The organism is Leptolyngbya sp. Cla-17 (assembly GCF_016807185.1).
Taxonomy (GTDB): domain Bacteria; phylum Cyanobacteriota; class Cyanobacteriia; order Leptolyngbyales; family Leptolyngbyaceae; genus ULC077BIN1.
In genome coordinates this window covers 1737517-1757130 of sequence record NZ_JAEVYN010000001.1, presented here as the reverse complement: position 1 = coordinate 1757130, position 19614 = coordinate 1737517, and the positions used below count along the sequence as shown (strand labels likewise).

22 protein-coding genes and 2 pseudogenes are annotated in these 19614 nt (G+C 48.8%); 10 read left to right on the top strand and 14 right to left on the bottom strand.

Annotated elements, in window-relative coordinates:
* Positions 1-191 precede the first annotated feature (191 nt).
* On the top strand, positions 192-1328 hold the full coding sequence (gene rpoD, locus JOY44_RS07930; RefSeq protein ID WP_171573070.1) for an RNA polymerase sigma factor RpoD: 1137 nt from the start codon (positions 192-194) through the stop codon (positions 1326-1328).
* 179 nt (positions 1329-1507) lie between these two features.
* Positions 1508-2446, top strand: coding sequence for a tetratricopeptide repeat protein (locus tag JOY44_RS07925; protein ID WP_171573069.1), 939 nt, complete (start codon positions 1508-1510; stop codon positions 2444-2446).
* A 10-nt stretch (positions 2447-2456) separates the two neighbouring features.
* Here JOY44_RS07925 and JOY44_RS07920 read toward each other — a convergent pair whose 3' ends face one another.
* Positions 2457-2828, bottom strand: a complete 372-nt coding sequence (locus tag JOY44_RS07920) for a hypothetical protein (RefSeq protein WP_171573068.1) — start codon at positions 2826-2828, stop codon at positions 2457-2459.
* Positions 2829-3023: 195 nt separating this feature from the next.
* Here JOY44_RS07920 and ald point away from each other — a divergent pair, with 195 nt between their 5' ends.
* Positions 3024-4112: an alanine dehydrogenase gene (gene ald, locus JOY44_RS07915; RefSeq protein WP_171573067.1), complete on the top strand. Its 1089-nt coding sequence runs from the start codon at positions 3024-3026 to the stop codon at positions 4110-4112.
* 22 nt (positions 4113-4134) lie between these two features.
* Here ald and JOY44_RS07910 read toward each other — a convergent pair whose 3' ends face one another.
* Positions 4135-5724 (bottom strand): iron uptake porin, encoded by a 1590-nt coding sequence (locus JOY44_RS07910; RefSeq protein ID WP_171573066.1) that lies wholly within the window; start codon positions 5722-5724, stop codon positions 4135-4137.
* A 247-nt stretch (positions 5725-5971) separates the two neighbouring features.
* Here JOY44_RS07910 and JOY44_RS07905 point away from each other — a divergent pair, with 247 nt between their 5' ends.
* From JOY44_RS07905 to JOY44_RS07895, 3 genes are all read left to right on the top strand, one after another.
* On the top strand, positions 5972-6610 hold the full coding sequence (locus JOY44_RS07905) for a DUF1361 domain-containing protein (RefSeq protein WP_171573065.1): 639 nt from the start codon (positions 5972-5974) through the stop codon (positions 6608-6610).
* 79 nt (positions 6611-6689) lie between these two features.
* Positions 6690-7340: an acyltransferase gene (locus tag JOY44_RS07900; protein ID WP_171573064.1), complete on the top strand. Its 651-nt coding sequence runs from the start codon at positions 6690-6692 to the stop codon at positions 7338-7340.
* 153 nt (positions 7341-7493) lie between these two features.
* Positions 7494-7847, top strand: coding sequence for a phage holin family protein (locus JOY44_RS07895; RefSeq protein ID WP_171573063.1), 354 nt, complete (start codon positions 7494-7496; stop codon positions 7845-7847).
* Between the two features lie 39 nt (positions 7848-7886).
* On the opposite strand, the pseudogene JOY44_RS07890 reads toward JOY44_RS07895, so the two are convergent.
* Positions 7887-8651: pseudogene (locus tag JOY44_RS07890) on the bottom strand (IS630 family transposase); the annotation flags it as partial.
* Between the two features lie 57 nt (positions 8652-8708).
* Between JOY44_RS07890 and JOY44_RS07885 the strand changes: the two are divergent.
* Positions 8709-9716 (top strand): annotated as a pseudogene (locus JOY44_RS07885) (IS630 family transposase); the annotation flags it as partial.
* A gap of 56 nt (positions 9717-9772) precedes the next feature.
* On the opposite strand, the gene JOY44_RS07880 reads toward JOY44_RS07885, so the two are convergent.
* Together JOY44_RS07880 and JOY44_RS07875 are read right to left on the bottom strand one after the other, a co-directional pair.
* Positions 9773-10114, bottom strand: coding sequence for a helix-turn-helix domain-containing protein (locus JOY44_RS07880; RefSeq protein WP_171573062.1), 342 nt, complete (start codon positions 10112-10114; stop codon positions 9773-9775).
* Positions 10115-10183: 69 nt separating this feature from the next.
* Positions 10184-10789, bottom strand: a complete 606-nt coding sequence (locus JOY44_RS07875; protein ID WP_171573061.1) for a GNAT family N-acetyltransferase — start codon at positions 10787-10789, stop codon at positions 10184-10186.
* A 204-nt stretch (positions 10790-10993) separates the two neighbouring features.
* On the opposite strand from JOY44_RS07875, the gene JOY44_RS07870 reads away from it, so the two are divergent.
* Positions 10994-12208, top strand: a complete 1215-nt coding sequence (locus JOY44_RS07870) for a M20 metallopeptidase family protein (RefSeq protein ID WP_171573060.1) — start codon at positions 10994-10996, stop codon at positions 12206-12208.
* Between the two features lie 36 nt (positions 12209-12244).
* Here the strand turns inward: JOY44_RS07870 and JOY44_RS07865 are convergent, their stop codons facing one another.
* Entirely contained in the window at positions 12245-12565 is a 321-nt protein-coding gene (locus JOY44_RS07865) for a gamma-glutamyl-gamma-aminobutyrate hydrolase family protein (protein WP_281063299.1), read from the bottom strand.
* A 75-nt stretch (positions 12566-12640) separates the two neighbouring features.
* On the opposite strand from JOY44_RS07865, the gene JOY44_RS07860 reads away from it, so the two are divergent.
* Positions 12641-13524, top strand: a protein-coding gene (locus JOY44_RS07860) for an IS630 family transposase (protein ID WP_197985024.1) whose coding sequence is annotated in 2 segments (ribosomal slippage) — positions 12641-12967 and positions 12970-13524 — 882 coding nt in all. Because the reading frame shifts where the segments join, the coding sequence is not laid out codon by codon here.
* A 2-nt stretch (positions 13525-13526) separates the two neighbouring features.
* On the opposite strand, the gene JOY44_RS07855 is transcribed toward JOY44_RS07860, so the two are convergent.
* From JOY44_RS07855 to JOY44_RS07850, 3 genes are read right to left on the bottom strand one after another with little or no spacing between them, the layout of a single operon-like run.
* Entirely contained in the window at positions 13527-13925 is a 399-nt protein-coding gene (locus JOY44_RS07855) for a gamma-glutamyl-gamma-aminobutyrate hydrolase family protein (protein ID WP_171573059.1), read from the bottom strand.
* Positions 13926-13963: 38 nt separating this feature from the next.
* On the bottom strand, positions 13964-14095 hold the full coding sequence (locus JOY44_RS32330; RefSeq protein WP_281063284.1) for a hypothetical protein: 132 nt from the start codon (positions 14093-14095) through the stop codon (positions 13964-13966).
* Positions 14096-14239 carry an SDR family oxidoreductase gene (locus tag JOY44_RS07850; protein WP_197985054.1) on the bottom strand — a complete coding sequence of 48 codons (144 nt, stop codon included), beginning with the start codon at positions 14237-14239 and terminating at the stop codon, positions 14096-14098.
* 57 nt (positions 14240-14296) lie between these two features.
* On the opposite strand from JOY44_RS07850, the gene JOY44_RS07845 reads away from it, so the two are divergent.
* Positions 14297-14497 (top strand): FCD domain-containing protein, encoded by a 201-nt coding sequence (locus JOY44_RS07845; RefSeq protein ID WP_203031951.1) that lies wholly within the window; start codon positions 14297-14299, stop codon positions 14495-14497.
* Here JOY44_RS07845 and JOY44_RS07840 read toward each other — a convergent pair.
* The 5 genes from JOY44_RS07840 to JOY44_RS07820 are packed head-to-tail and all read right to left on the bottom strand — an operon-like array spanning position 14489 to position 19606.
* A complete protein-coding gene (locus tag JOY44_RS07840; RefSeq protein WP_197985053.1) occupies positions 14489-15715 on the bottom strand; it encodes an MFS transporter in 1227 nt (408 codons plus the stop codon). The two genes, JOY44_RS07845 and JOY44_RS07840, sit on opposite strands and share 9 nt — an antisense overlap.
* Positions 15716-15764: 49 nt before the next feature.
* A complete protein-coding gene (locus JOY44_RS07835) occupies positions 15765-16958 on the bottom strand; it encodes an MSMEG_0565 family glycosyltransferase (RefSeq protein ID WP_171573057.1) in 1194 nt (397 codons plus the stop codon).
* Positions 16955-17992 carry a sll0787 family AIR synthase-like protein gene (locus JOY44_RS07830; protein ID WP_171573056.1) on the bottom strand — a complete coding sequence of 346 codons (1038 nt, stop codon included), beginning with the start codon at positions 17990-17992 and terminating at the stop codon, positions 16955-16957. Before JOY44_RS07830 ends, JOY44_RS07835 begins: the two co-directional genes overlap by 4 nt.
* Entirely contained in the window at positions 17992-18492 is a 501-nt protein-coding gene (locus JOY44_RS07825; RefSeq protein WP_171573055.1) for an MSMEG_0567/Sll0786 family nitrogen starvation N-acetyltransferase, read from the bottom strand. The genes JOY44_RS07830 and JOY44_RS07825 overlap by 1 nt, the downstream gene beginning before the upstream one ends.
* A gap of 19 nt (positions 18493-18511) precedes the next feature.
* Entirely contained in the window at positions 18512-19606 is a 1095-nt protein-coding gene (locus JOY44_RS07820) for an MSMEG_0568 family radical SAM protein (protein WP_171573054.1), read from the bottom strand.
* Between the last annotated feature and the right edge of the window lie 8 nt (positions 19607-19614).

Genomic DNA, 19614 nt, shown 5'->3' with positions numbered 1-19614 from the left:
TCACCTTTCCACTATTGGTAAGGTAGTTCGTTTGAAGTTTGAACTATGAAGTAAGGAGTATACTGTGTATTCGGCTAGTTTCTATTAGCTAGCGGTACAGGTTTTCTCTTATTTGCAAATCCTTTTGTTGATGTTGATTAAGCAACATTAACGATTTCCATTTGTTAGTTAAGGAGCATGAGGAACACGGCATGACCCAGGTCAATAACGTACTCGAAATCGAGTTGCTAGGTAGCGCTTCTGATGGTTTACCCGACAACGATTTAGAACTCTTCATTGAAGAAGAGGATGATTCAGATGATGGCGTAGCTGCCTCAGATGAGGATGGCAAGCCAGGTAAGGCTAAACCAGGTCGCCGCCGAGCGCAAGCAAAGAAAAAGCACTATACGGAAGACTCTATTCGCCTGTATTTGCAGGAAATTGGTCGCATTCGGTTGTTGCGCGCTGATGAAGAAATTGAGTTAGCACGTAAAATTGCTGATCTGCTTGACTTAGAACGGATACGTGAAAGCTTGTCTCAGCAGTTAGAGCGCTGTCCTCAAAACTCTGAATGGGCAAATGCAGTCAACATGCCACTCAGTGCATTTCTTCAGCGTCTTCATCTAGGACGTAGAGCAAAAGACAAGATGGTTCAGTCAAATTTGCGATTAGTGGTTTCTATCGCAAAAAAATACATGAACCGTGGATTGTCTTTTCAAGATTTGATTCAAGAAGGCAGCTTAGGGCTGATTCGGGCGGCTGAAAAGTTTGACCACGAGAAGGGTTACAAGTTTTCGACTTACGCCACTTGGTGGATTCGGCAGGCAATTACCAGAGCGATCGCGGATCAATCTCGTACTATTCGCCTTCCCGTTCACTTGTATGAAACAATTTCTCGAATTAAGAAAACGACGAAGTTGCTCTCTCAAGAAATGGGGCGCAAGCCTACTGAAGAAGAAATCGCAACTCGTATGGAAATGACCATCGAAAAATTGCGCTTTATTGCAAAATCTGCTCAGCTTCCTATTTCTTTAGAAACTCCTATCGGCAAAGAAGAGGATTCTCGTCTAGGTGATTTTATTGAATCAGACGGGGAAACGCCAGAAGACCAAGTTGCCAAGAATTTACTACGAGAAGACTTGGAAAATGTGCTGGATACTCTTAGCCCCCGCGAGCGAGATGTTTTAAGATTGCGCTATGGCTTGGACGATGGACGTATGAAAACGTTGGAAGAAATCGGTCAGATTTTCAACGTGACTCGCGAACGAATTCGCCAAATTGAAGCAAAAGCGCTTCGCAAACTGCGTCATCCTAACCGGAATAGTGTTTTGAAGGAATACATTCGGTAAACATTAGGAAATCAGTTCGTTTTTAGAAAGCTCAGTGAATTGTCACTGAGCTTTTTTGTATGCATTGTTCTCATCTCAGTCCTAATTTGCTCGATTTGATGGTGAATTGAATGCAACCCCTAGTAGAATAGCGTGCATATTTTTAGTTTGGCTTTGGTAAACAACGAGGAGTTGTAAAGATGCAGTTGCGGCAAGGAACAGTAATAGCGTCGGTTAGCTGGATAGGAATTGGATGTGGACTATTTACAGCCCAGCCAGGGGTAGCCGCATTGGAGGCAGTTCAAGTTGCCCAAAATAAACCTGCCAATGTCCAGCCAGCCGGAACTTCGGCATCCTCAGCGGAGGCGATAGTGAATCAAGGTTTGCAGTACATTCAGCAAGGAAAATTGAATGATGCGATCGCCGCATTTCGACGAGCCGCCCAACTCGATCCCCGGATGGCAGCCGCCCACTACAACTTAGGATTGGCGCTCCGTCAGCAGGGACAACTGCAACCCGCCGCTAGTGCTTTTTATCAAGCAACTCAGGCAAATCCACGGTTTGCCCTTGCCTACGCAAATTTAGGTGCAGCCTTGCTAGAAGGAAGCAATGTAGGTCAAGCTAGAGATTATCTAAAACGGGCGATCTACCTTGATCCGAAGCTAGGGCTAGCTCACTACAACTTAGGATTAGCACTGGAGCAGCAGAAGGCTTATGATCAAGCCGCGATTGCTTTCAAAAGTGCGATGCAGCTTAGCCCCACTGCGCCTGAACCGTCCTATCACCTCGGCTTAGTTTACCTTCAGCAGCGCAAAGATACCGAAGCCCTAGCGGCTTTTCAGCAAGCGTTGCGAATCAATCCTAAATACGCAGAAGCTCATTACAATATTGGCTCGATGCTGTTTAAGCAAGGCAAGTTAGATGAAGCGCTCAATGCATTTCGTCGGGCAGCAGACTCAAATTCAAACTACGCCAACTCTTACTATGCAGCAGGATTGGTCTTTATGAAGCAAGGAAAGTTTAAAGACGCTCAGGTCGTTCTTAAATATGCGAAAGACTTATATGCTAAACAAGGAAATACCCAATGGTCGAGCAAAGCCGATCAAAGCCTACAAAAAGCTGCAGTGGGACAAAACTAGTGCTATGTCTTTAGCCGAATGAATCTAAATCCAAAGCTTTAGAGCCGCCTTCTTGAAGCTGAATCAAAATCTTGCCAAGCTGAAACCAAATTAACCAGGCGATCAAGATTGTGAGTGGTAGCGCGATCGCGTAGGCAAGATTAGCAGGGAACCCAAAAATCTCCATTCCGGATGACAAAAAGACACAGACTCCTGCGGCAATACCTAAAAATGGGAGCAGCAGTTGCAGTCCTCTCAAGCCAGTCAAATCATGGCTAGAACGGCTTTTAGACCAGCTTTTAACGGACTGTTTTAGCACAGCATTAAAGGCAGCACCAGAGGTAAAGCTAGCCAACAAGCCAGCGATCAGCAAAAAATAAGGAGGTTCGGGAAAGCTATACATTTGGGTTCATAACTCTTTACAGTCAACCATACACTGTTTTGGAGGGTTAATTTGTAGGTTTCTGGGTTCAGGGGTTAAGCAAAAAAGGCTCTATTTCCTTTATTTGTTTGACCCGATACGTTTGCTGCCAAAATTTCACTCGCATTAAAGAATGCAGGCTTAAGCTAAAAGGATAGACATTTTGCGAGAGGTTCGATGGAAATTGGCGTACCAAAAGAAACCAAAGATCAAGAATATCGAGTGGGGCTGAGTCCAAGTAGTGTAAGGGCGCTGACAGAACGAGGACATAGCGTATTCGTTGAAAATAATGCCGGAGTGGGGTCAGGTTTCAGCAATGAAGACTATACACAAGCAGGAGCTAGTCTAGCTTTAACGGCAGCAGAAGCGTGGAGTCAGCCTTTGATTGTGAAGGTAAAGGAGCCTCTGCCGATGGAATATGACCATCTGCAAAAAGGGCACCTGCTGTTTACTTATCTTCATTTAGCGGCCGATCGCCGTTTGACAGAGCAGTTGTTGGAGTGCGGGGTCACCGCGATCGCCTACGAAACCGTGGAACTGCCAGATAAACGCCTGCCCTTGCTAGCGCCTATGAGCATCATCGCTGGACGATTAGCAGTGCAGTTTGGTGCCCATTACCTAGAGCGGCAGCAAGGAGGTCGGGGCGTTTTATTGAGTGGGATTCCTGGAGTAAAACCCGGTAAAGTCGTAATTTTGGGTGGCGGTATAGTAGGAACAGAGGCAGCCCGAATTGCGATCGGCATGGGTGCCCAAGTCACTATTTTAGATATTAGTGTTGATCGACTTTCCTATCTAGAATCCATTTTTGGCTCTAGGGTGGAATTACTCTACAGCAGCACAGCGCAAGTTGAAGCCGCTGTCCCCACAGCAGATTTATTGGTGGGAGCGGTGCTGGTATTGGCAAGCAAAGCGCCCGTCCTAGTCTCCCGTCAGCTAGTTCAAACCATGCGTCCCGGTTCCGTGATTGTAGACGTAGCCGTGGATCAGGGCGGCTGCATCGAAACCATTCGCTCAACTTCTCATTCTCATCCTACCTACGAAGAAGAGGGCGTAGTTCACTGTGGTGTGCCCAACCTACCTGGCGCTGTTCCCTGGACAGCAACCCAAGCATTGAATAACAGCACTCTGCCTTATGTGCTAAAACTAGCCAACTTCGGCGTGGCAGCCCTAGATAAAGATGCCGCTTTGGCAAAGGGATTAAATGTTCAAAACAACCGCTTGATCCATCCTGCCGTTCAAGAAGTATTTTCAGACTTAGTTCATTAAGGATCTGTCAAAAATCACAGTCTTAAAAGGCATAAATCAACCGCAGCACTCCTTCCCAGATAGTGCCAGCAGAGCGATTATTTGGATTGCTCACAATTAGCAAAGCGGGACTAAAACTCACGCGGTCATTCAAATTGAAGCTGTAATAGGCTTCGAGGTTCGTTTGGGTAGCATTGCCCAGATCTGGTTCGACGAATGGCATTCCGATCGCCAATCCTGCTACCGATCCAGGGATAACGATGTTCCGAGCGGTTCCACCGACTGCCCAAGTAAAGGGGGTCAAATTGAGAGTTTGATTGAGCGCGGTGTTCAATCCGCTATAACTGCCAACACCCACCCGACCAAAAACAGCAAACTGACGGTTTAGTGCCCATTCAAAATTAAATCCGCCTGCATTTATTGCCGTGCCGTTAATTGTGGCAGCCGTGTATTGTAGTCGGGTCATTAAATTCTTATTAAAGGCATATTCCAACTCAACGCTACCTTGATTGCGATCGCCAAACAAGCCACCTTTATTGACTGCTGCGTTGGGCTGTTCTGCATCGGTGGCAGCATAGAGCGCTCGGACTGTGAAAGGAGAGGTTTCACTCGGTTGCCAACTCAGGGCAGCCCCCGCTCCGCCGGGACGATCCACTTGATTTTGCACGATCAGTGGATTATTCATAAAAAAACTGGAGGAAAAATTAGTTAGTGAGTCGTTGGCGAATCGATTGTAGTCAATGAAATTGCGAGGATTCAGCCGAGCGCCCACGGTCAACACCAAAGTTTTGGCAGGGCGAAACGTGTAGTAAAGTTTGCTGATTTGAACGGTATTTGGAACTGCGACATAATCTAAACCACCGCCATCTGCCAGAAGTCCCACAGTACCCAGCAAATTTGATCCACGATTTTGGCTCTTGCTAATGGCATCACCGCTGTTTGTGCCTGCTTCCAATTCTGTTCGTAAGAGGTCGCTGCCAGAAAAGCTGGTATCTAGGGTGAGGCGAATTCTAGCTAAAACGGTAGTTCTGGCATTGGTGCCATCGCTTAATGCGGCGACCAGTTGGGTATTTAGCTTAGTTGTGGTGGAAAACTGCTGTCGTTCCAGTTTGGCAGTAAGTAGTTCCAGTGTGCTGGTGCGATCGCGCTCTCCCTGTAAAATATTGCCATAGGAGGTTTGCAGCCGTCGTATCGTCGCCACATCTTCGCGGATTCTTCCTAACTCTCCTGTAGTAAACAATTGCTCGACTTTGGTTAGGACTTGATTTAATACTGCTGCAAATTCATTGCGACTCAGAGACCGATTACCCTGAAAATTACGATCGCTATATCCGCTAACCACGCCATACTTTTCAACCAACGCTTTCACGGCTTGATATGCCCAATCGCTGGGCTGCACATCTTGTAACTCAGTTACCGATCTCACTTGCCCCAAAGCATCAGCGTCTTCTTGACCCGAACACAAGAGCTGATCGGCTGCGAAGTCAGGGATCAAGGAGTCAGGGCATGGGGTCGATTGTGCCTCTGAACCTGCGGAAGAAGCATCCAAGGGTAAGGAATTTTCTGCTGTGGCAGGTTCTATTTCAGCAGCAAAAACTAATAAAATCAGCAACAGCCATATTTTTCGTAGCACGAGATCGTTCCTCACCCACACTTAAAATACCGTAGCAAAGCTGCTCAAATTAAACCCTATTCGATGAGAAATGATGATAACTACGGCTTTCAATTATTTAGTCATATTTATGGGGGATTTATGGAAATAATGTCCCCTATCGCTGATCTCTGCTCGATTTTAGATTAATGCATCTCACGCATGACTTCCCATAGGTATCCAACCACTCTGTGTTAAGACAGGGAAACATAAACGGGGTTGAAATTTTATGAAAGAAATTCTTGCAAATGCTCTAGAGGTTTTTAATTGGCATAGCGGCTGGATTATTTGGAATCTGTTTTTGGCATTAATCCCCTTTTTGCTGAGCTTTTGGCTTTATCGCCGTCGCTCTACCTCGCGATCGCTGTTTTGGTGGATTACCTTTGCGGTTTTTTTCGCTTTTTTGCCCAATGCGCCTTATTTGCTCACAGATATCATCCACCTGATTCGAGCAACGCGATCAGGCTATTCCGCTTTTATCCTTACTCTTATTTTTATTCCGCTACATCTCTTTGCTATTCTGACTGGGTTTGAAATGTATGTGATTTCAGTACTTAACCAAGGGCATTACCTCAAACGCATTGGGTTAAAAAAATATGTCAATGGCTCTGAAATTGCAACTCATGCTCTCTGTGCCTTGGGCATTTATATGGGTAGGTTTCGCCGCTTTAATAGCTGGGATTTAGTCAACGACCCAGCCAATGTACTGCTGATAACATTGGATGATCTAACGACCAAACGCCCTGCGATCGTGATTTTCATTTCGTTTATTGGGCTGACCGTACTCTATTGGATTGCCAAGCAAATCACATTAGGTCTGGTTCTGCGGTTTCGTGAAATGCAGGCTAAACAGGAATGGTTTGATTAGGAATGATGGTAAATCGCCTGTAAGGTGTGCTGCATCCAAAGGGAACCCTGAGTAAGGCGGAGTTTGGGCAAGTTAATCTATGAATCGCATTATCAATTATGGTCTAGCTTTTATCATTAGCTATTTGCCGCTGAACGGGCTTCGGTGTTTGATGTACCAGCTACTGTTTGGGTATTCAATTAAAAATAGCAAGATTGGCATTGGCACCATTTTGGTCATTTCAGAGGCCACCATTGAAGGTGCAACAATTGGGCGATCGAATGTATTTACAGGACCAATGTCTTTAGTAATTAAAAATGGCGCATGTATTGGGAAGCATAATCTTTTTGTGTGTAATGAATGGACGGTTCGTGAAGAACTTAAAGACAACCATTACGATCGCTGCTTGATTTTGGCAGAAAATACATTGATCGCCGATGCACATTTTTTTGATGTCGCTGGAAGGTTGACCTTAGGAAAAGGTTCTTGGGTTGCAGGGAGAGATTCGCAGTTTTGGACTCACGGTGCTGGAGTTCGCGATCGCAACATCCAAATTGGAGAGCAATGCTACATCGGTAGCGCCGCGCGGTTTGCCCCTGGCAGTGAATTGGGCAATAACATTTTGGTCGCAATGGGCAGCGTTGTTACAGGAAAGCTAGCTGCATCCAACGCGATGATTGGCGGAGTGCCAGCACGGTTGATTAAAGAACATTATGATTGGCGCTCAAAGCAATCTATCGAAAATTCTTAAATCAACCGCCCCCGCCGCAAGCGGACGGGGTATGGAAAACGCCTTGCTCCCGAATGCCAAATTCGGATTGCAACCCCTAAGCTTCGCCGCTTTGCGGCGGGGAATATATCCCCTACGATTTAAGAAGTACAGCAATTACTGAAGAAAAACATCATGCTTAACTTTATTTTGACTTGGCTTGCTGCCGCTCTTTCGCTTGCTCTTACAGCTCACTTCGTTCCAGGCATCAAAGTTGATAGCTTTAGCGCGGCGTTGATTGGAGCAGTGATTTTGGGCTTTGTAAATGCAATTGTTCGTCCCTTACTAGTTCTGTTTACTCTGCCGTTTACGATTCTGACGTTGGGCTTGTTTTTATTTGTCGTCAACGCGATCGCGTTTTGGTTGGTTGCCGCCCTCACGCCAGGTCTTTCGGTCAGTGGCTTTGTTCCAGCATTTGTGGGCGCGATCGTGCTTTCTATCGTCTCTTGGTTGGTTAATTGGGGCTTGCAAATAGTCAAGCCGTCTTAATTTATACGGAATTGCGGAAGGCAGTACTTTTTGACCAGATTAAATTGCTTGAATCCAATCAAAGCCCACTTTGCCTTGAACTATCACAGGATGCTGCATCAACCATTGGCACCGCTTGACTAAGACATCCTCTAAAGCATCAAGATTGTCAAACACTTGATTAGCGATTGCTTCGCGCAGCAAAGACCAGACACATTCAGTGGGTTGCAGTTGGAGGGTATAGGGCAATAGCGGGTAGAAGAAAATGCCGGGGGGCACCTGAAGTTTTTGGCTCATATGCCACGCGGCCTGATCAACCAATAGAATGATCAACTGCTGACGATGGGGATTGACCTGAGCCGCAAATAGCTCTAACGCCATCTGCATCATGGAGACATTGGCACGGGGCAATAAAAGGAAGTAGCTCGCTCCAGTGGCAGGATGGACAAAACCATAGGTGTAGACCCATTGATAGCGGCGAGAATGATGCGCTGATGGGCGTTCTCCTATGGGTGCCCAAACCCGCCTGACAATGGGTTGCAAGCCTAATCGAGCTTCGTCTTCCGCCCAAATTACAATCTCCCGATTGGGAAACAACGAGCGCAACCACGCCACATGACCTGCTAATCCTGCTTTGAACTCTGCTTGCTGCTCAAGGGTTGCGCTTTGATGATGCACCGGACGCGGCACCTGCAAGCTCAACCCCAAACGTCGTAGATACTTCCAGGCTGTTGAGGGGTGTAAGCAAATGCCAAAGTAGGTTTCGATATACTCCCCAACTTTCGGTCCACTCCAGAGTCCGCCATCATCCGGGGCACTCTGTAATATCAGGTCGGCTTAAATGACCATAATATAGAGATAGGCTCTTATCTTGGTTACCTTATGCCGAAACGCATCACCATTCAACCTCATTTGAGTCCAGAGGAATTGGTAACCCGATACCGCCAAGCAAGCGATCCGATTGAGCGATCGCATTACCAAATTATCTGGCTACTGGTTCAAGGACGACCGACTGAAGAGGTGGCAGCGATAACTGGGTACAGTCGCAGTTGGATCTATGAATTAGTCTGGGGCTACAACCGCATGGGTCCGGCAAGCCTGGGAGATGGACGACATCGCAACCCTGGAGCACCACCATTGCTCGATGAAGTGCAGCAAGCCCAACTGTTGCAGGTGATACGAGGGTCTGCCCCGGACGGTGGATTGTGGAATGGACGCAAAGTCGCCGATTATCTCAGTGAATTGCTCACTCGCCCAATCAGTCGTCAACAAGGGTGGGAATTGCTCAAGCAGATGGGACTGCGCTTACGAGTGCCCCGACCGATGCATCAGGAAGCAGACCTAGATGAGCAACAGGCGTGGAAAAAAAAACTGCACCAGAAAGTGGAGCAAGTGCAAGCCGACCATCCCGACGACGACGTTGAAACCTGGTTTGAAGACGAACATCGACTGGGCTTGCAACCGGTGTTGCGACGGGTGTGGGTGGAACAAGATGAGCAACCGATTGCTACCGTCAACTGGAAACGCGAATGGTTATGGCTGTATGCCTTTGTCCACCCTCAAACCGGAGAAACCTACTGGTGGCTGTTACCCTATGTCAACACGGACCTATTCAATCAAGTGCTCCAGGACTTTGCTGAGCATTTCAAGGTGGGCATAACCAAGCAAGTGATTCTCTCGGTTGATCAGGCAGGATGGCATCTGAGCAAAGCCTTGCAGGTGCCAGAAGGCATTCATTTGTTCCCCCTGCCACCCTATTCACCAGAATTACAACCCGCCGAGCGCTTGTGGGTGCTTGTGGATGAGCCATTGGTCAATACAGCGTTTGACTCCATTGCACAGGTTGAACAGATTATCTACCAGCGCTGTCAAAGCTTACTCAAGCAGCAAGAATTGATTCGTGGACTCACCTCTTACTACTGGTTGCCAGATGTAAAGGCTGTATCTTAATTATGGGTATTCATCCTGACTTGATATAAGCGTTGCCGCAATAGCCGTTGCTGTTCATCACTTAAAGCCAACCGATTGCCCCCAGGGTTCAAGCGTTGCCGATTGACTAGTCCGACCGCACCCTCGGCGTTGTAGCGACGGGCAATTTTCCGCACTCCACTACAACTGAGTCCACAAATCTCAGCGGTTTGTTCGATGCTCATCGGAGTCTTTGGATGACTGAGCAATCGAATCACCAACCAACGGTTTTTCTCGCCAGCATCTTGGCACTGAACATACCGCTGAGTTAGATCTGCGTAGTCTAGATGAGGGCTAATTTGAGTGCGGGGTCGAGGCATGGACAGAGTACCTTTTTCATCTTGCTAAATGATACTCCCCTACTCAATTCCGTATTAGAGGTAATTCCATCACTTCATCACTAGCGGCACCACAGTAAGCTGATTGGGAATGCCCAAATCAAATTGCAGTAAAGGTGAGAGGTGGCTAATCGAAATTGGGGTAAAGCCGAGGCGCATGTAAAACTTCACTAGGGAGGGTAAGCAAGTGAGATAGAGCGGTTTTGTTGCCTTTTTTCCTAAATTAGCAATCAGATAGGAGCCTAAACCACGATCGCGTAGCTCTGGGACTACAAAGAGGTCGTTTAACACTGAATAGCGGCTATAGCAGCGCAGTTTAGCGCAAGCAACCAGGCGATCGTTTTGCTCGATCACCCAAAAGTTTGCCCATCCTTCATTCCAGGTCAATATTTGAACCACGACTACACCAATGCCAGCCGCTCCGGCAAATCCTACCAGCGGCAAAATTAGATTCCCTGGCTTTGAGGAGACGACCAGGTAGCTTCCAAACAGAATACTAGCCGCGATCGCTAGCCCTCTGAGCGTGCGTTCCGAATCAGAAATAGATGGCAGCACTTCTCGCCGAAACTGCTCTAACAAGGTCTGAATCAGCGGCTTATCGTCAGAGATTGCCGGTCGTAGGACGCAATCGGATGGCAGGGGCAAAGGATCGAGCATGAGTGAAATTAGAGCGTAGACAGTGATGGCAAGAGGAGTTGCGCCGTAACGCGCCTTAAAATCCTCCTATGATGCTAATCCATTGCAGTAAAGTGTGAACTAAAGAGATTTAGGCGATCGCGGTTGAGCCAAAGCATAACTCGCTACTCTATAGAAAGATAGGTGCCTACAGCGCCCACCTTCCATGTACAAAAATTGTTAGCTATGCTTTCTACTCCTTTAACTGCACTCCCCGTCAATACTTCCTGTATTCGTGCTGCAATTCAAACACTACAGCCACAGATTGTAGAGTGGCGGCGACGGCTGCATCAAAAGCCAGAGCTGGGTTTTCAGGAATTTTTGACAGCCGAGTTTGTGGCGCAAAGGCTTCAGGAATGGGGCATTGAACACGAAACGGGGATCGCTAAGACAGGAATTTTAGCAACGATTCACGGCAATCGTCCTGGAAAGGTGTTTGCCATTCGAGCCGACATGGATGCGTTGCCGATTCAAGAACAAAATGCTGTTCCTTACAAATCGCAGCATGATGGTGTAATGCACGCCTGTGGTCACGATGGGCACACCGCGATCGCCCTCGGCACAGCCTATTATTTATCGCAACACCGAGACGACTTTGCTGGAACGGTAAAAATTATCTTTCAGCCCGCAGAAGAAGGCTTAGGCGGTGCAGAACCAATGGTGGAAGCAGGGGTGCTGAAAAATCCTGATGTGGATGCGATTATCGGGTTGCATCTGTGGAACCAATTGCCCCTAGGGACGGTGGGAGTCCGCACTGGAGCGCTGATGGCGGCGGTGGAATGCTTTGACTGTGTGATTCAGGGCAAGGGGGGGCATGGTGCTATTCCCCAGCAAACGGTTGATTCTGTGGTGGTGGGTGCCCAGGTGGTCAATGCCCTACAAGCGATCGTCGCACGCAATGTTAACCCGATCGATTCTGCCGTGGTGACCGTGGGTGAATTTCATGCAGGCACAGCGCATAACGTGATTGCCGACAGCGCCAAAATGAGCGGCACCGTGCGCTATTTCAATCCACTCTATAAGGGTTATTTTGGCAAGCGGATGGAACAGGTGATTAAGGGCGTGTGCGAGAGCCAGGGTGCTACTTACAACTTGCACTATTGGGAACTCTATCCGCCTGTGATCAATGATGGCGCGATCGCGGATCTGGTGCGTTCCGTTGCCGAAGAAGTGGTGGAATCGCCGATTGGGGTCGTGCCTGAATGCCAAACCATGGGTGGCGAAGATATGTCCTTCTTCCTACAAGAAGTTCCCGGCTGCTACTTCTTCCTCGGCTCCGCCAACGCTGCCAAAGGACTCGCCTATCCTCACCATCATCCCCGCTTTGACTTTGATGAAACCGCCCTCAGCATGGGCGTAGAAATCTTTGTTCGCTGCGTCGAAAAATTCTGCCGAGACTAAACGATCAAAATTCAAAACTTTCCTACCTTTCCCAACTTAAAACTTTGCGATCGCCGCTCCACTTGCTGCAACCAACGCCCGAAAAAGCCGCTGGTGCGCCGGGTCTTCTGGCGAGAGTTCTGGATGCCACTGTACCCCGATCACCCAAGGGTGATGCAGACACTCGATCGCTTCTAGCAAGCCATCAGCGGCTTTTGCCATACAGCGCCATCCATCGGGTACGGTTTTGATGGCTTGATGATGCCAGGACATAACTGTGATATGGGTCTGTTCCATGATCGTGGCTAAGCGGCTGTTGGCATCAAGCTGCACGGGATGGTGGATGGGGCGACGGGGATTGTCGAGGCGATGGGCGATCGCGTCTCCATATATAGCGCTACAAATCAGTGCTAGGACATATCATAGGGATGAGAGTGCATAGAGAAATTGCCCATGCCAGGACCCTACAGCGATGACCTTCGCCAAAAAGCGATCGCGGCAGTTGAGCGCGGAGAAGGCAAAAGTCATGTGAGTCAGATGTTCAACATCAGTCGTAACACCCTCGACCTGTGGCTGAAGCGAAAAGAGCAAACAGGAGAGTGCCGAGCGATTACTCACTATCAGCAGGGATGTAGACATAAAATCACAGATTGGCAACGGTTTCGTGAGTTTGTCCGAGAGCATGGCGGCAAGAGCCAAGGGGAAATGGCGAAGTTGTGGGGAGACGGGGTGAGTCAGCAAAACATCAGTGATGCGTTAGGTAAACTTGGATTAAGTCGAAAAAAAAGACCTACGGCTATCAAGAACGCGATGACCTCAAGCGTCAAGAGTTTGAGGAACGCTTGAAGACAAAACCAACGGCTCAAGTGGTGTACGTTGATGAAGCAGGCATTGATAACCGAGAGGACTATGCCTACGGCTACTGCAAGGTTGGGCAACGCTTCCACGCGCTCAAATCGGGTAAACGAACTGAGCGCGTCAGTTGGATTGCCGCACTCTGTCAAGGAAAGCTGATTGCTCCACTAACCTTTGAAGGTTCGTGCAACCGAGACTTATTCGAAATCTGGTTAGAGCAATGTCTGTTACCTCAATTGCAACCCGGTGATGTCATTGTGATTGACAATGCCAGTTTTCATCGCTCTCAATACATCACTGAACTGGTGGCTGAAGCAGGATGTGAGATCTGGTATCTGCCGACCTATTCTCCTGACTTGAACAAGATTGAGCGTTGGTGGTTTGTGCTCAAAAACTGGATGCGGCAACGGTGGGATGAATTTGACAACTTTCGGGATTGTGTCGATGCCGCGTTTAAGAACTGTCCTAACGTACTTTCGTAGTGCTATACCTCTGGCACATGCGGAATCAGCGCTGCGCCACTTGCCACACTCAACATCTGCATTCCTCGACAAATGCCCAGAGTGGGAACCTGGCTGGTTAAGGCAGCCTGGGCTAAAGCGAATTCAAAGGCATCTCGTTCGACATCCACCAGATAAATGGTTGGATGATGAACTCCACCATACAGCGTAGGATCGATATCGCCGCCAGTTAGAATTAGCCCATCAATTTTTTCCAGAATTCGATGTACAGGGGCTTGATGGGGCGGCAGCAAAATGGGAATGCCGCCCGCAAGCTGCACGGCATCCAGGTAAGCGCCTGGGAGGGATACTTCTCCCGCTTCGTTGCGGCTGTAAGTGGTGATGCCGATGATGGGCGCGATCTCACTATTCTGGGGTGACATAGGCAGCCGTGATTCCTCCATCCACTAAAAATGTAGAGTCATTTACAAAAGCCAGATTCATCGCTGGCACGAAAGAGCGCCGCTTGGGCTATTTCGTGCGCGTGAGCAAACCGTCCCGCCGGAATAGGCACCAATCGTCGCCTTCGTCGCGCGATCTGCAAGCAATTCATTTAGCGTGGCGTTTGGACGGGACCAGGACAGAGAGCATTGGCGCGAATATTTTGACGAGCAAACTCCACAACAATTTCACGAGTGAGGGATAACACACCGCCTTTACTGGCAGTATAGGTAATTTGGGGCGTAACTGCACCCATGACAGCCACAAAGGATGCATGTTGACAGTAGAGCCGCCCGATCGCAGCAGGGCGAGAATGACATACTTACAACCTAAAAACACGCTTTTCAGTCTGCTGGCAATTATTCCTCATAGCCCTACCGCCTGTCTCAGTTCTACTGCCCAGCATCAACAGATTCTAGAAGCAATCCGCAATGAACAGGGCGACTTAGCTAGACGGTTGATGACCGATCACATTGACCGCACGAAACGATTGCTCAGCGGATTGCTAGGCTAAGGGTCTTTCGTATCGTTGTTGCCGCAAGTACAACACGGCAATGAGGGCAATTCCTATCAGAGCCAGCCCGGTGTAGTTGACGATCGCCCAACTCCAATCATTTAGCAATCTGCCCGATAGAAACGTGGTGAAAGCGACGAAACTGGACATCAGAAAATCGTGGGTTGCTTGAGTTTTAGCCCGTTCAGCGGGTGCATAGGTCTCAGTGAGTAATGTGGTAGAGCCGATAAACATAAAGTTCCAACCAATCCCAAGCAGCAATAACGCGGCAAAAAAGTGGGGTGCACTGGTTCCGGCGAGATTAATCGCAATACACAGCGCATTCAGTACAATACCCGTCAAAATAATCCTTAACACGCCGAACCGGGCAATCAAATATCCGGTAAACAGCGAGGGCGTAAACATGCCCAACACATGCCACTGAAGCACCGAAGCGGCAGTAGAAAAGGAATGATGAACAGCAACCATGGTCAACGGGGTTGCCGTCATTAGCAGTGCCATCACGCCGTAGCCAATCATGCTGCCCAACACTGCCACAATGAACACGGGCTGTTGCGCGATCGCACCTAAACTGCGTCCTGTTTCCTGCTGTTTCTGTGGCGACACGGGTGGCAAATCAATTCGACTCAAGATCAGTAGGGTCAAAATTTGGAGCAGGGCGATCGCCATAAATCCGCCAGCAAACGTGACAGGCAACCAGTCTTTTGTGTAGGTTGCCAAGGGCGGTCCAATCAGCGCAGCAATAATGCCCCCCGCAATTACAAAGGAAATGGCTCGACTGCGAAAGGCTTCCGTTGCCACATCTGCTGCCGTAAAGCGGTAATAGCCAACAAAACCGTTGAAGATGCCATAGAGCAAGGTTGCCCCACCGAACAAAATAAAGCTGCCCGCAAAAATGGCATAGATCGCCAAGCTTGCGCCTGTTAGCCCGACCATTACCCCGACCATAAAACCACGTTTGCGTCCCCATTGCTGCAAAACGAATGCTGCCGGAATAGTAGTTAGCATGGTTGCCAACTGCAAAATCGCCAGCGGCAAGGTTGCGAAAGATTTGTCTGTGGCGAGCGCTGAACCAATCAAGGCGGCAGTGGTAAACAAAACGATGCTGCCAGTCATGGCGAGCGCCTGACAAAAGGCGAGGAGAAGAACGTTTTTGTTAGCTTGGTTCACGGTTGAGCGATCGCAGATAAGATGGCAAATAAAATAGATTGCCATCATGCCGAATTTTATTAGATTTGTATAGGTGCAACCAGGTCTGTTTAAGTGTTTACAGTTGGGCACCACTCAGAAAAGTGTTGAGTGTTGAGTGCTGAGTCAGAAATTTTTGATACTCATCTGCATGTTTTCTTGCAGACTTTTCCCACGTGTAGCTGGGCAGAATCGATTGGCTGTGGTGGATCAGCGATCGCGTAGTATCGGGTTGAATCATCTGGCGCATGGCTTGGGCGATCGCGGCGGAAGAATTTGGGTCAACCAGCATGGCTTGAGCATCCGTCAGAAACTCGGTAAAGGGAAGCTGGTTTGCAGTCAGAACCGGTAAGCCAGCCGCAATCGCTTCTAGCACCACTAAGCCCCAGCCTTCTTTTACAGAAGGAAACACAAATGCATCCGCAGCGTGATACAAAGCGGGTAAGTCTGCATCGAAAATTACCCCTGGCAAGATTAAGGATTCGCCAATTTTAACGCCTAGACTTTTTACTTGAGCGAAAAAGTCATCTCGATAGGATTGATAATCAAACAGCGTTGCACCTCCGGCAATCACCAGCTGGGCAGATGGATAATCACTTAATACGTCAGCAAAAGCTTGCAATAATCGAATGGAGTTTTTGCGGGGTTCAATGCCACCAATTGTTAAATAAACGGGTGAACCAGATACCTTAAGCTGCTGCCGAAGAGACGCGATCGCATCTTCAGAAACCTTTGCAAAGCGGTTAGAGTTCACGCCATTAAAAACTCTAGGCGCATCGATTTTATAGCGCTTTTGCAACTCGGCTTGCCATACGTTACTTACGCAGAAGCACAAGTTGGGCTCTGCGATTGAACGCTCCTGGCACTCCTGCAAATAGGGACTATTGAACTGATCAATGTGATGCACAGTGCGAAAGAAATGAGATAGAACTCCTTGCTGCCTTAAACTGAGTAATGCATTTGCGCCAATGCAGTCCTGAGCATGGTAACAATCATAGGGCTGAGTATGCAGTAAATCATTTTTCAAGTAATCGACAAACTCTTGAATTCGCTGCTGAATCAGTGCATCAATTCCACCGGTGACGGGGGCGGCTGAAATCAGTTTTGAATCACACTTCAGCGATCGATGAAACCCTGAGCCATCTTTATCGAGGGCATAGACGCAAACGAAATGACCCAAATCATGCAGTGCCTCTGCCAGTTCTACAGTGTGAATGACGCTGCCTCTGGGCTTAGTGGAATAAGTCAACAGGGCAATGCGGAGGGCAGTCATTTGGCAACCTTTTGAGGCGAAAATCCGGTAAGCGGTTCCTGTGCCAAATCCCAAAAAGGCAGGGTTTCACCGTTGTGTTGCAGATGAAGCTGTCTGCTCGATGTGATTTCTCCGACTACACTACACGCCAAGCGCTGCTGTTTAAACAAGGTTTGCACGGTCTCTACATTTTCGGGACGCACGCTCAGCAAAAAGCCATAGCTAGGAAACGAGACCAGCCATCGCTCTAAGGACACGCTTTTGGGGCGTGGAATTGCGCTGAGATCGATCAATGCGCCACAGCCAGACGTTTCTAACAGCATTAGTGAGGTGCCTAAAACGCCACCCATACTGATGTCTTTACCTGCTTCACATAAACCGGATTCTGCGATTTGAGGCAAAAGTTCTAAGTTGGTTCGCAAGCGCACTGGATCGGTTTCGGTGGCAGCATTCCAAAATTGATAGCTGGAATGGGCGCTACCCTGGAGATCAACCGCGACCATCAGACAATCACCCAGTTGGGCATCAAAACTAGTAATCAACTGAGTTGCCTGTCCCAAAATAGCGACAGACAGGGCATTGTAGGCACTATGGCAGTTGGTGTGTCCGCCCACAATCGGCACGTTGTACGCGATCGCGGCGGCTTGCATTCCCTCCAATAAAAGCTGACTGGCTGCTGCCGATTGACTCCACAGCGTATCCACGACGGCGATCGGTCTGCCGCCCATGGCATAAATGTCGCTGACGTTGACCATGACTGCACACCAGCCAGCAAACCAGGGATCGTCTTCCACAAACTGAGGCAGCATTCCCTCTGCTGCCAGCAACAGGTAGCGATCGCCATCAGGAATTGCGGCACAGTCATCGCCGAGACGGATTTTGAGGGGCGGAGTAGAGGTTTCGGGCTTCGGGTTTTCAGGAAGGGCCAATGGCTGCTCTTTGATTCCTGACTGCCAACTTCTACTGCCCAAATCAAATCGAGAGACGGCTTGAATATCTTGTTTATGTAAAATGCCTAAAGATTGGCGCAGTTGAAAGATCAGGTCTGCCAGCATTAAGATGCCTCTTGGCTAAGCGGAGATAGGGCAGGACGCGGCTCTTGGTTCGCTGGATAATACCGCAGGTCGGCTTCCATCAGGTGATGGGGGCGATCGCGAATGTGGATCTCCTCCTGGGAAGTCCAATGAAGCCGCTGAAAAAATCGCACATTTTGAAGCTGAACCGTTGCCAAAAACTGGTCACAGCCCCAGGCGTTGGCAGTCGTGACGGCTTGAGTGATTAAGCCCTTGCCAATCTTCCAGCCTTTGCGATAGTCGGCATGAGTTCCCAACCTGCCGCCGTACCACAACCCCGCTTCTGGCTCATAAATCCGCACCACCCCAATCACTTGTTGAGTTTCTGGCACAACGGCAATAATCGGATAGGCAATGTCATCTAAATGATCGACATCGCTACCTTGAAACAGGTCCTGTTCCTGAACAAAAATGGCGTGACGCAGCGCAAAGTAAGCGGCGACTTCTTTCGGTGTGTTTGCGAGTTTGAATTGATAAGACATGGGCAAAAGTGGGTGCTTTTTATTCAAACGTTGACAAGGCTGAACAGGCTCCACATTTGGCACAGCCTGCTTTCATGTCGCTGGAGGACATGCCTGCCTGTTTAAGCAATGCGCCAATTTGGGTATACAGAGCCACCATAAAGGCACTGTCTGGAGGCGCGTGATAGGCAAGCGGGGTACCGGAAATGGGAACGAAGGGAACGACAAAGGGATATACGCCGATTTGAATGAGGCGATCGCTGATTTCCACCAATTCTTTTAAACTGTCGCCTAAGCCCGCTAGTAAATAGGTGTTGACTTGCCCCCAGCCAAATACTTCTACAGCGGCGGCAAAAGCTTGAAAGTAATAGTCCAAAGATACGGAGGCTTTTCCGGGCATAATTTGGGCGCGAACAGTAGGATTGATGGCTTCCAAATGCATTCCCAAGTTGTCTACGCCAGCGGCTTTGAGGCGTTGGAACCAGACAAAATCATCCGGTGGTTCACATTGCGCTTGGATAGGCACATCCACTCGCTGACGGATCGCTTTGGCGCATTCGGTGAGATAGGCAGCACCGCGATCGCTGGTGTTTGGGGTGCCTGTGGTCATCACAATTTGCTGGATGCCGTCTAAACGCACGGCGGCTTCTGCCACTTCTGCCAGTTGCGCTGGAGTTTTACGAGCAATGGTGCGTCCGGCTTCTAATGATTGTCCGATCGCGCAAAATTGGCAGGCGGTGTCGCGATCGCCATAGCGCATACAGGTTTGCAGCACGGTCGTTGCCAGCACATCGCGGCTATGCAGCAAAGCGATTTGGCTGTAGGGAATGCCGTCTGCGGTTGTCAAACCATAAAACTTAGGAGGAGTCGGAAAAGAAACGGCTGCAATATCCTGCTGCTCGAACTGCACCACTGCTTGATGGGTTGCAGGGTTAAGCGTGGCAGTATAGGGCGATCGCGACGCTGCTCCCGTGTAAATTGGCACCATCACGGTCGTTCCATCGATCGTCATCGCCTTGTGATCTGAAGGACCCGCGCCGCCTTTGCGCCCATTTGCACCCGCAGAATTCTCAGCAGAATCAGCCCATTTCAATCCGTAAGTTTGAAGCTCTGTAATGAGCTGTTGCTTATTCATTTGCTTTG

Coding starts and splice junctions, on each gene's coding strand:
- JOY44_RS07895 (WP_171573063.1), top strand. CDS start 7,494: ATGCTTAACTTTATTTTGACTTGGCTTGCTGCCGCTCTTTCGCTTGCT.
- JOY44_RS07835 (WP_171573057.1), bottom strand. CDS start 16,958: ATGACTGCCCTCCGCATTGCCCTGTTGACTTATTCCACTAAGCCCAGA.
- JOY44_RS07875 (WP_171573061.1), bottom strand. CDS start 10,789: ATGCTCGATCCTTTGCCCCTGCCATCCGATTGCGTCCTACGACCGGCA.
- JOY44_RS07925 (WP_171573069.1), top strand. CDS start 1,508: ATGCAGTTGCGGCAAGGAACAGTAATAGCGTCGGTTAGCTGGATAGGA.
- JOY44_RS07905 (WP_171573065.1), top strand. CDS start 5,972: ATGAAAGAAATTCTTGCAAATGCTCTAGAGGTTTTTAATTGGCATAGC.
- JOY44_RS07840 (WP_197985053.1), bottom strand. CDS start 15,715: ATGATGGCAATCTATTTTATTTGCCATCTTATCTGCGATCGCTCAACC.
- JOY44_RS07830 (WP_171573056.1), bottom strand. CDS start 17,992: ATGCTGGCAGACCTGATCTTTCAACTGCGCCAATCTTTAGGCATTTTA.
- rpoD (WP_171573070.1), top strand. CDS start 192: ATGACCCAGGTCAATAACGTACTCGAAATCGAGTTGCTAGGTAGCGCT.
- JOY44_RS07825 (WP_171573055.1), bottom strand. CDS start 18,492: ATGTCTTATCAATTCAAACTCGCAAACACACCGAAAGAAGTCGCCGCT.
- JOY44_RS07900 (WP_171573064.1), top strand. CDS start 6,690: ATGAATCGCATTATCAATTATGGTCTAGCTTTTATCATTAGCTATTTG.
- ald (WP_171573067.1), top strand. CDS start 3,024: ATGGAAATTGGCGTACCAAAAGAAACCAAAGATCAAGAATATCGAGTG.
- JOY44_RS07870 (WP_171573060.1), top strand. CDS start 10,994: ATGCTTTCTACTCCTTTAACTGCACTCCCCGTCAATACTTCCTGTATT.
- JOY44_RS07920 (WP_171573068.1), bottom strand. CDS start 2,828: ATGTATAGCTTTCCCGAACCTCCTTATTTTTTGCTGATCGCTGGCTTG.
- JOY44_RS07820 (WP_171573054.1), bottom strand. CDS start 19,606: ATGAATAAGCAACAGCTCATTACAGAGCTTCAAACTTACGGATTGAAA.
- JOY44_RS07850 (WP_197985054.1), bottom strand. CDS start 14,239: ATGGGTGCAGTTACGCCCCAAATTACCTATACTGCCAGTAAAGGCGGT.
- JOY44_RS07845 (WP_203031951.1), top strand. CDS start 14,297: ATGACATACTTACAACCTAAAAACACGCTTTTCAGTCTGCTGGCAATT.
- JOY44_RS07855 (WP_171573059.1), bottom strand. CDS start 13,925: ATGTCACCCCAGAATAGTGAGATCGCGCCCATCATCGGCATCACCACT.
- JOY44_RS32330 (WP_281063284.1), bottom strand. CDS start 14,095: ATGAATTGCTTGCAGATCGCGCGACGAAGGCGACGATTGGTGCCTATT.
- JOY44_RS07880 (WP_171573062.1), bottom strand. CDS start 10,114: ATGCCTCGACCCCGCACTCAAATTAGCCCTCATCTAGACTACGCAGAT.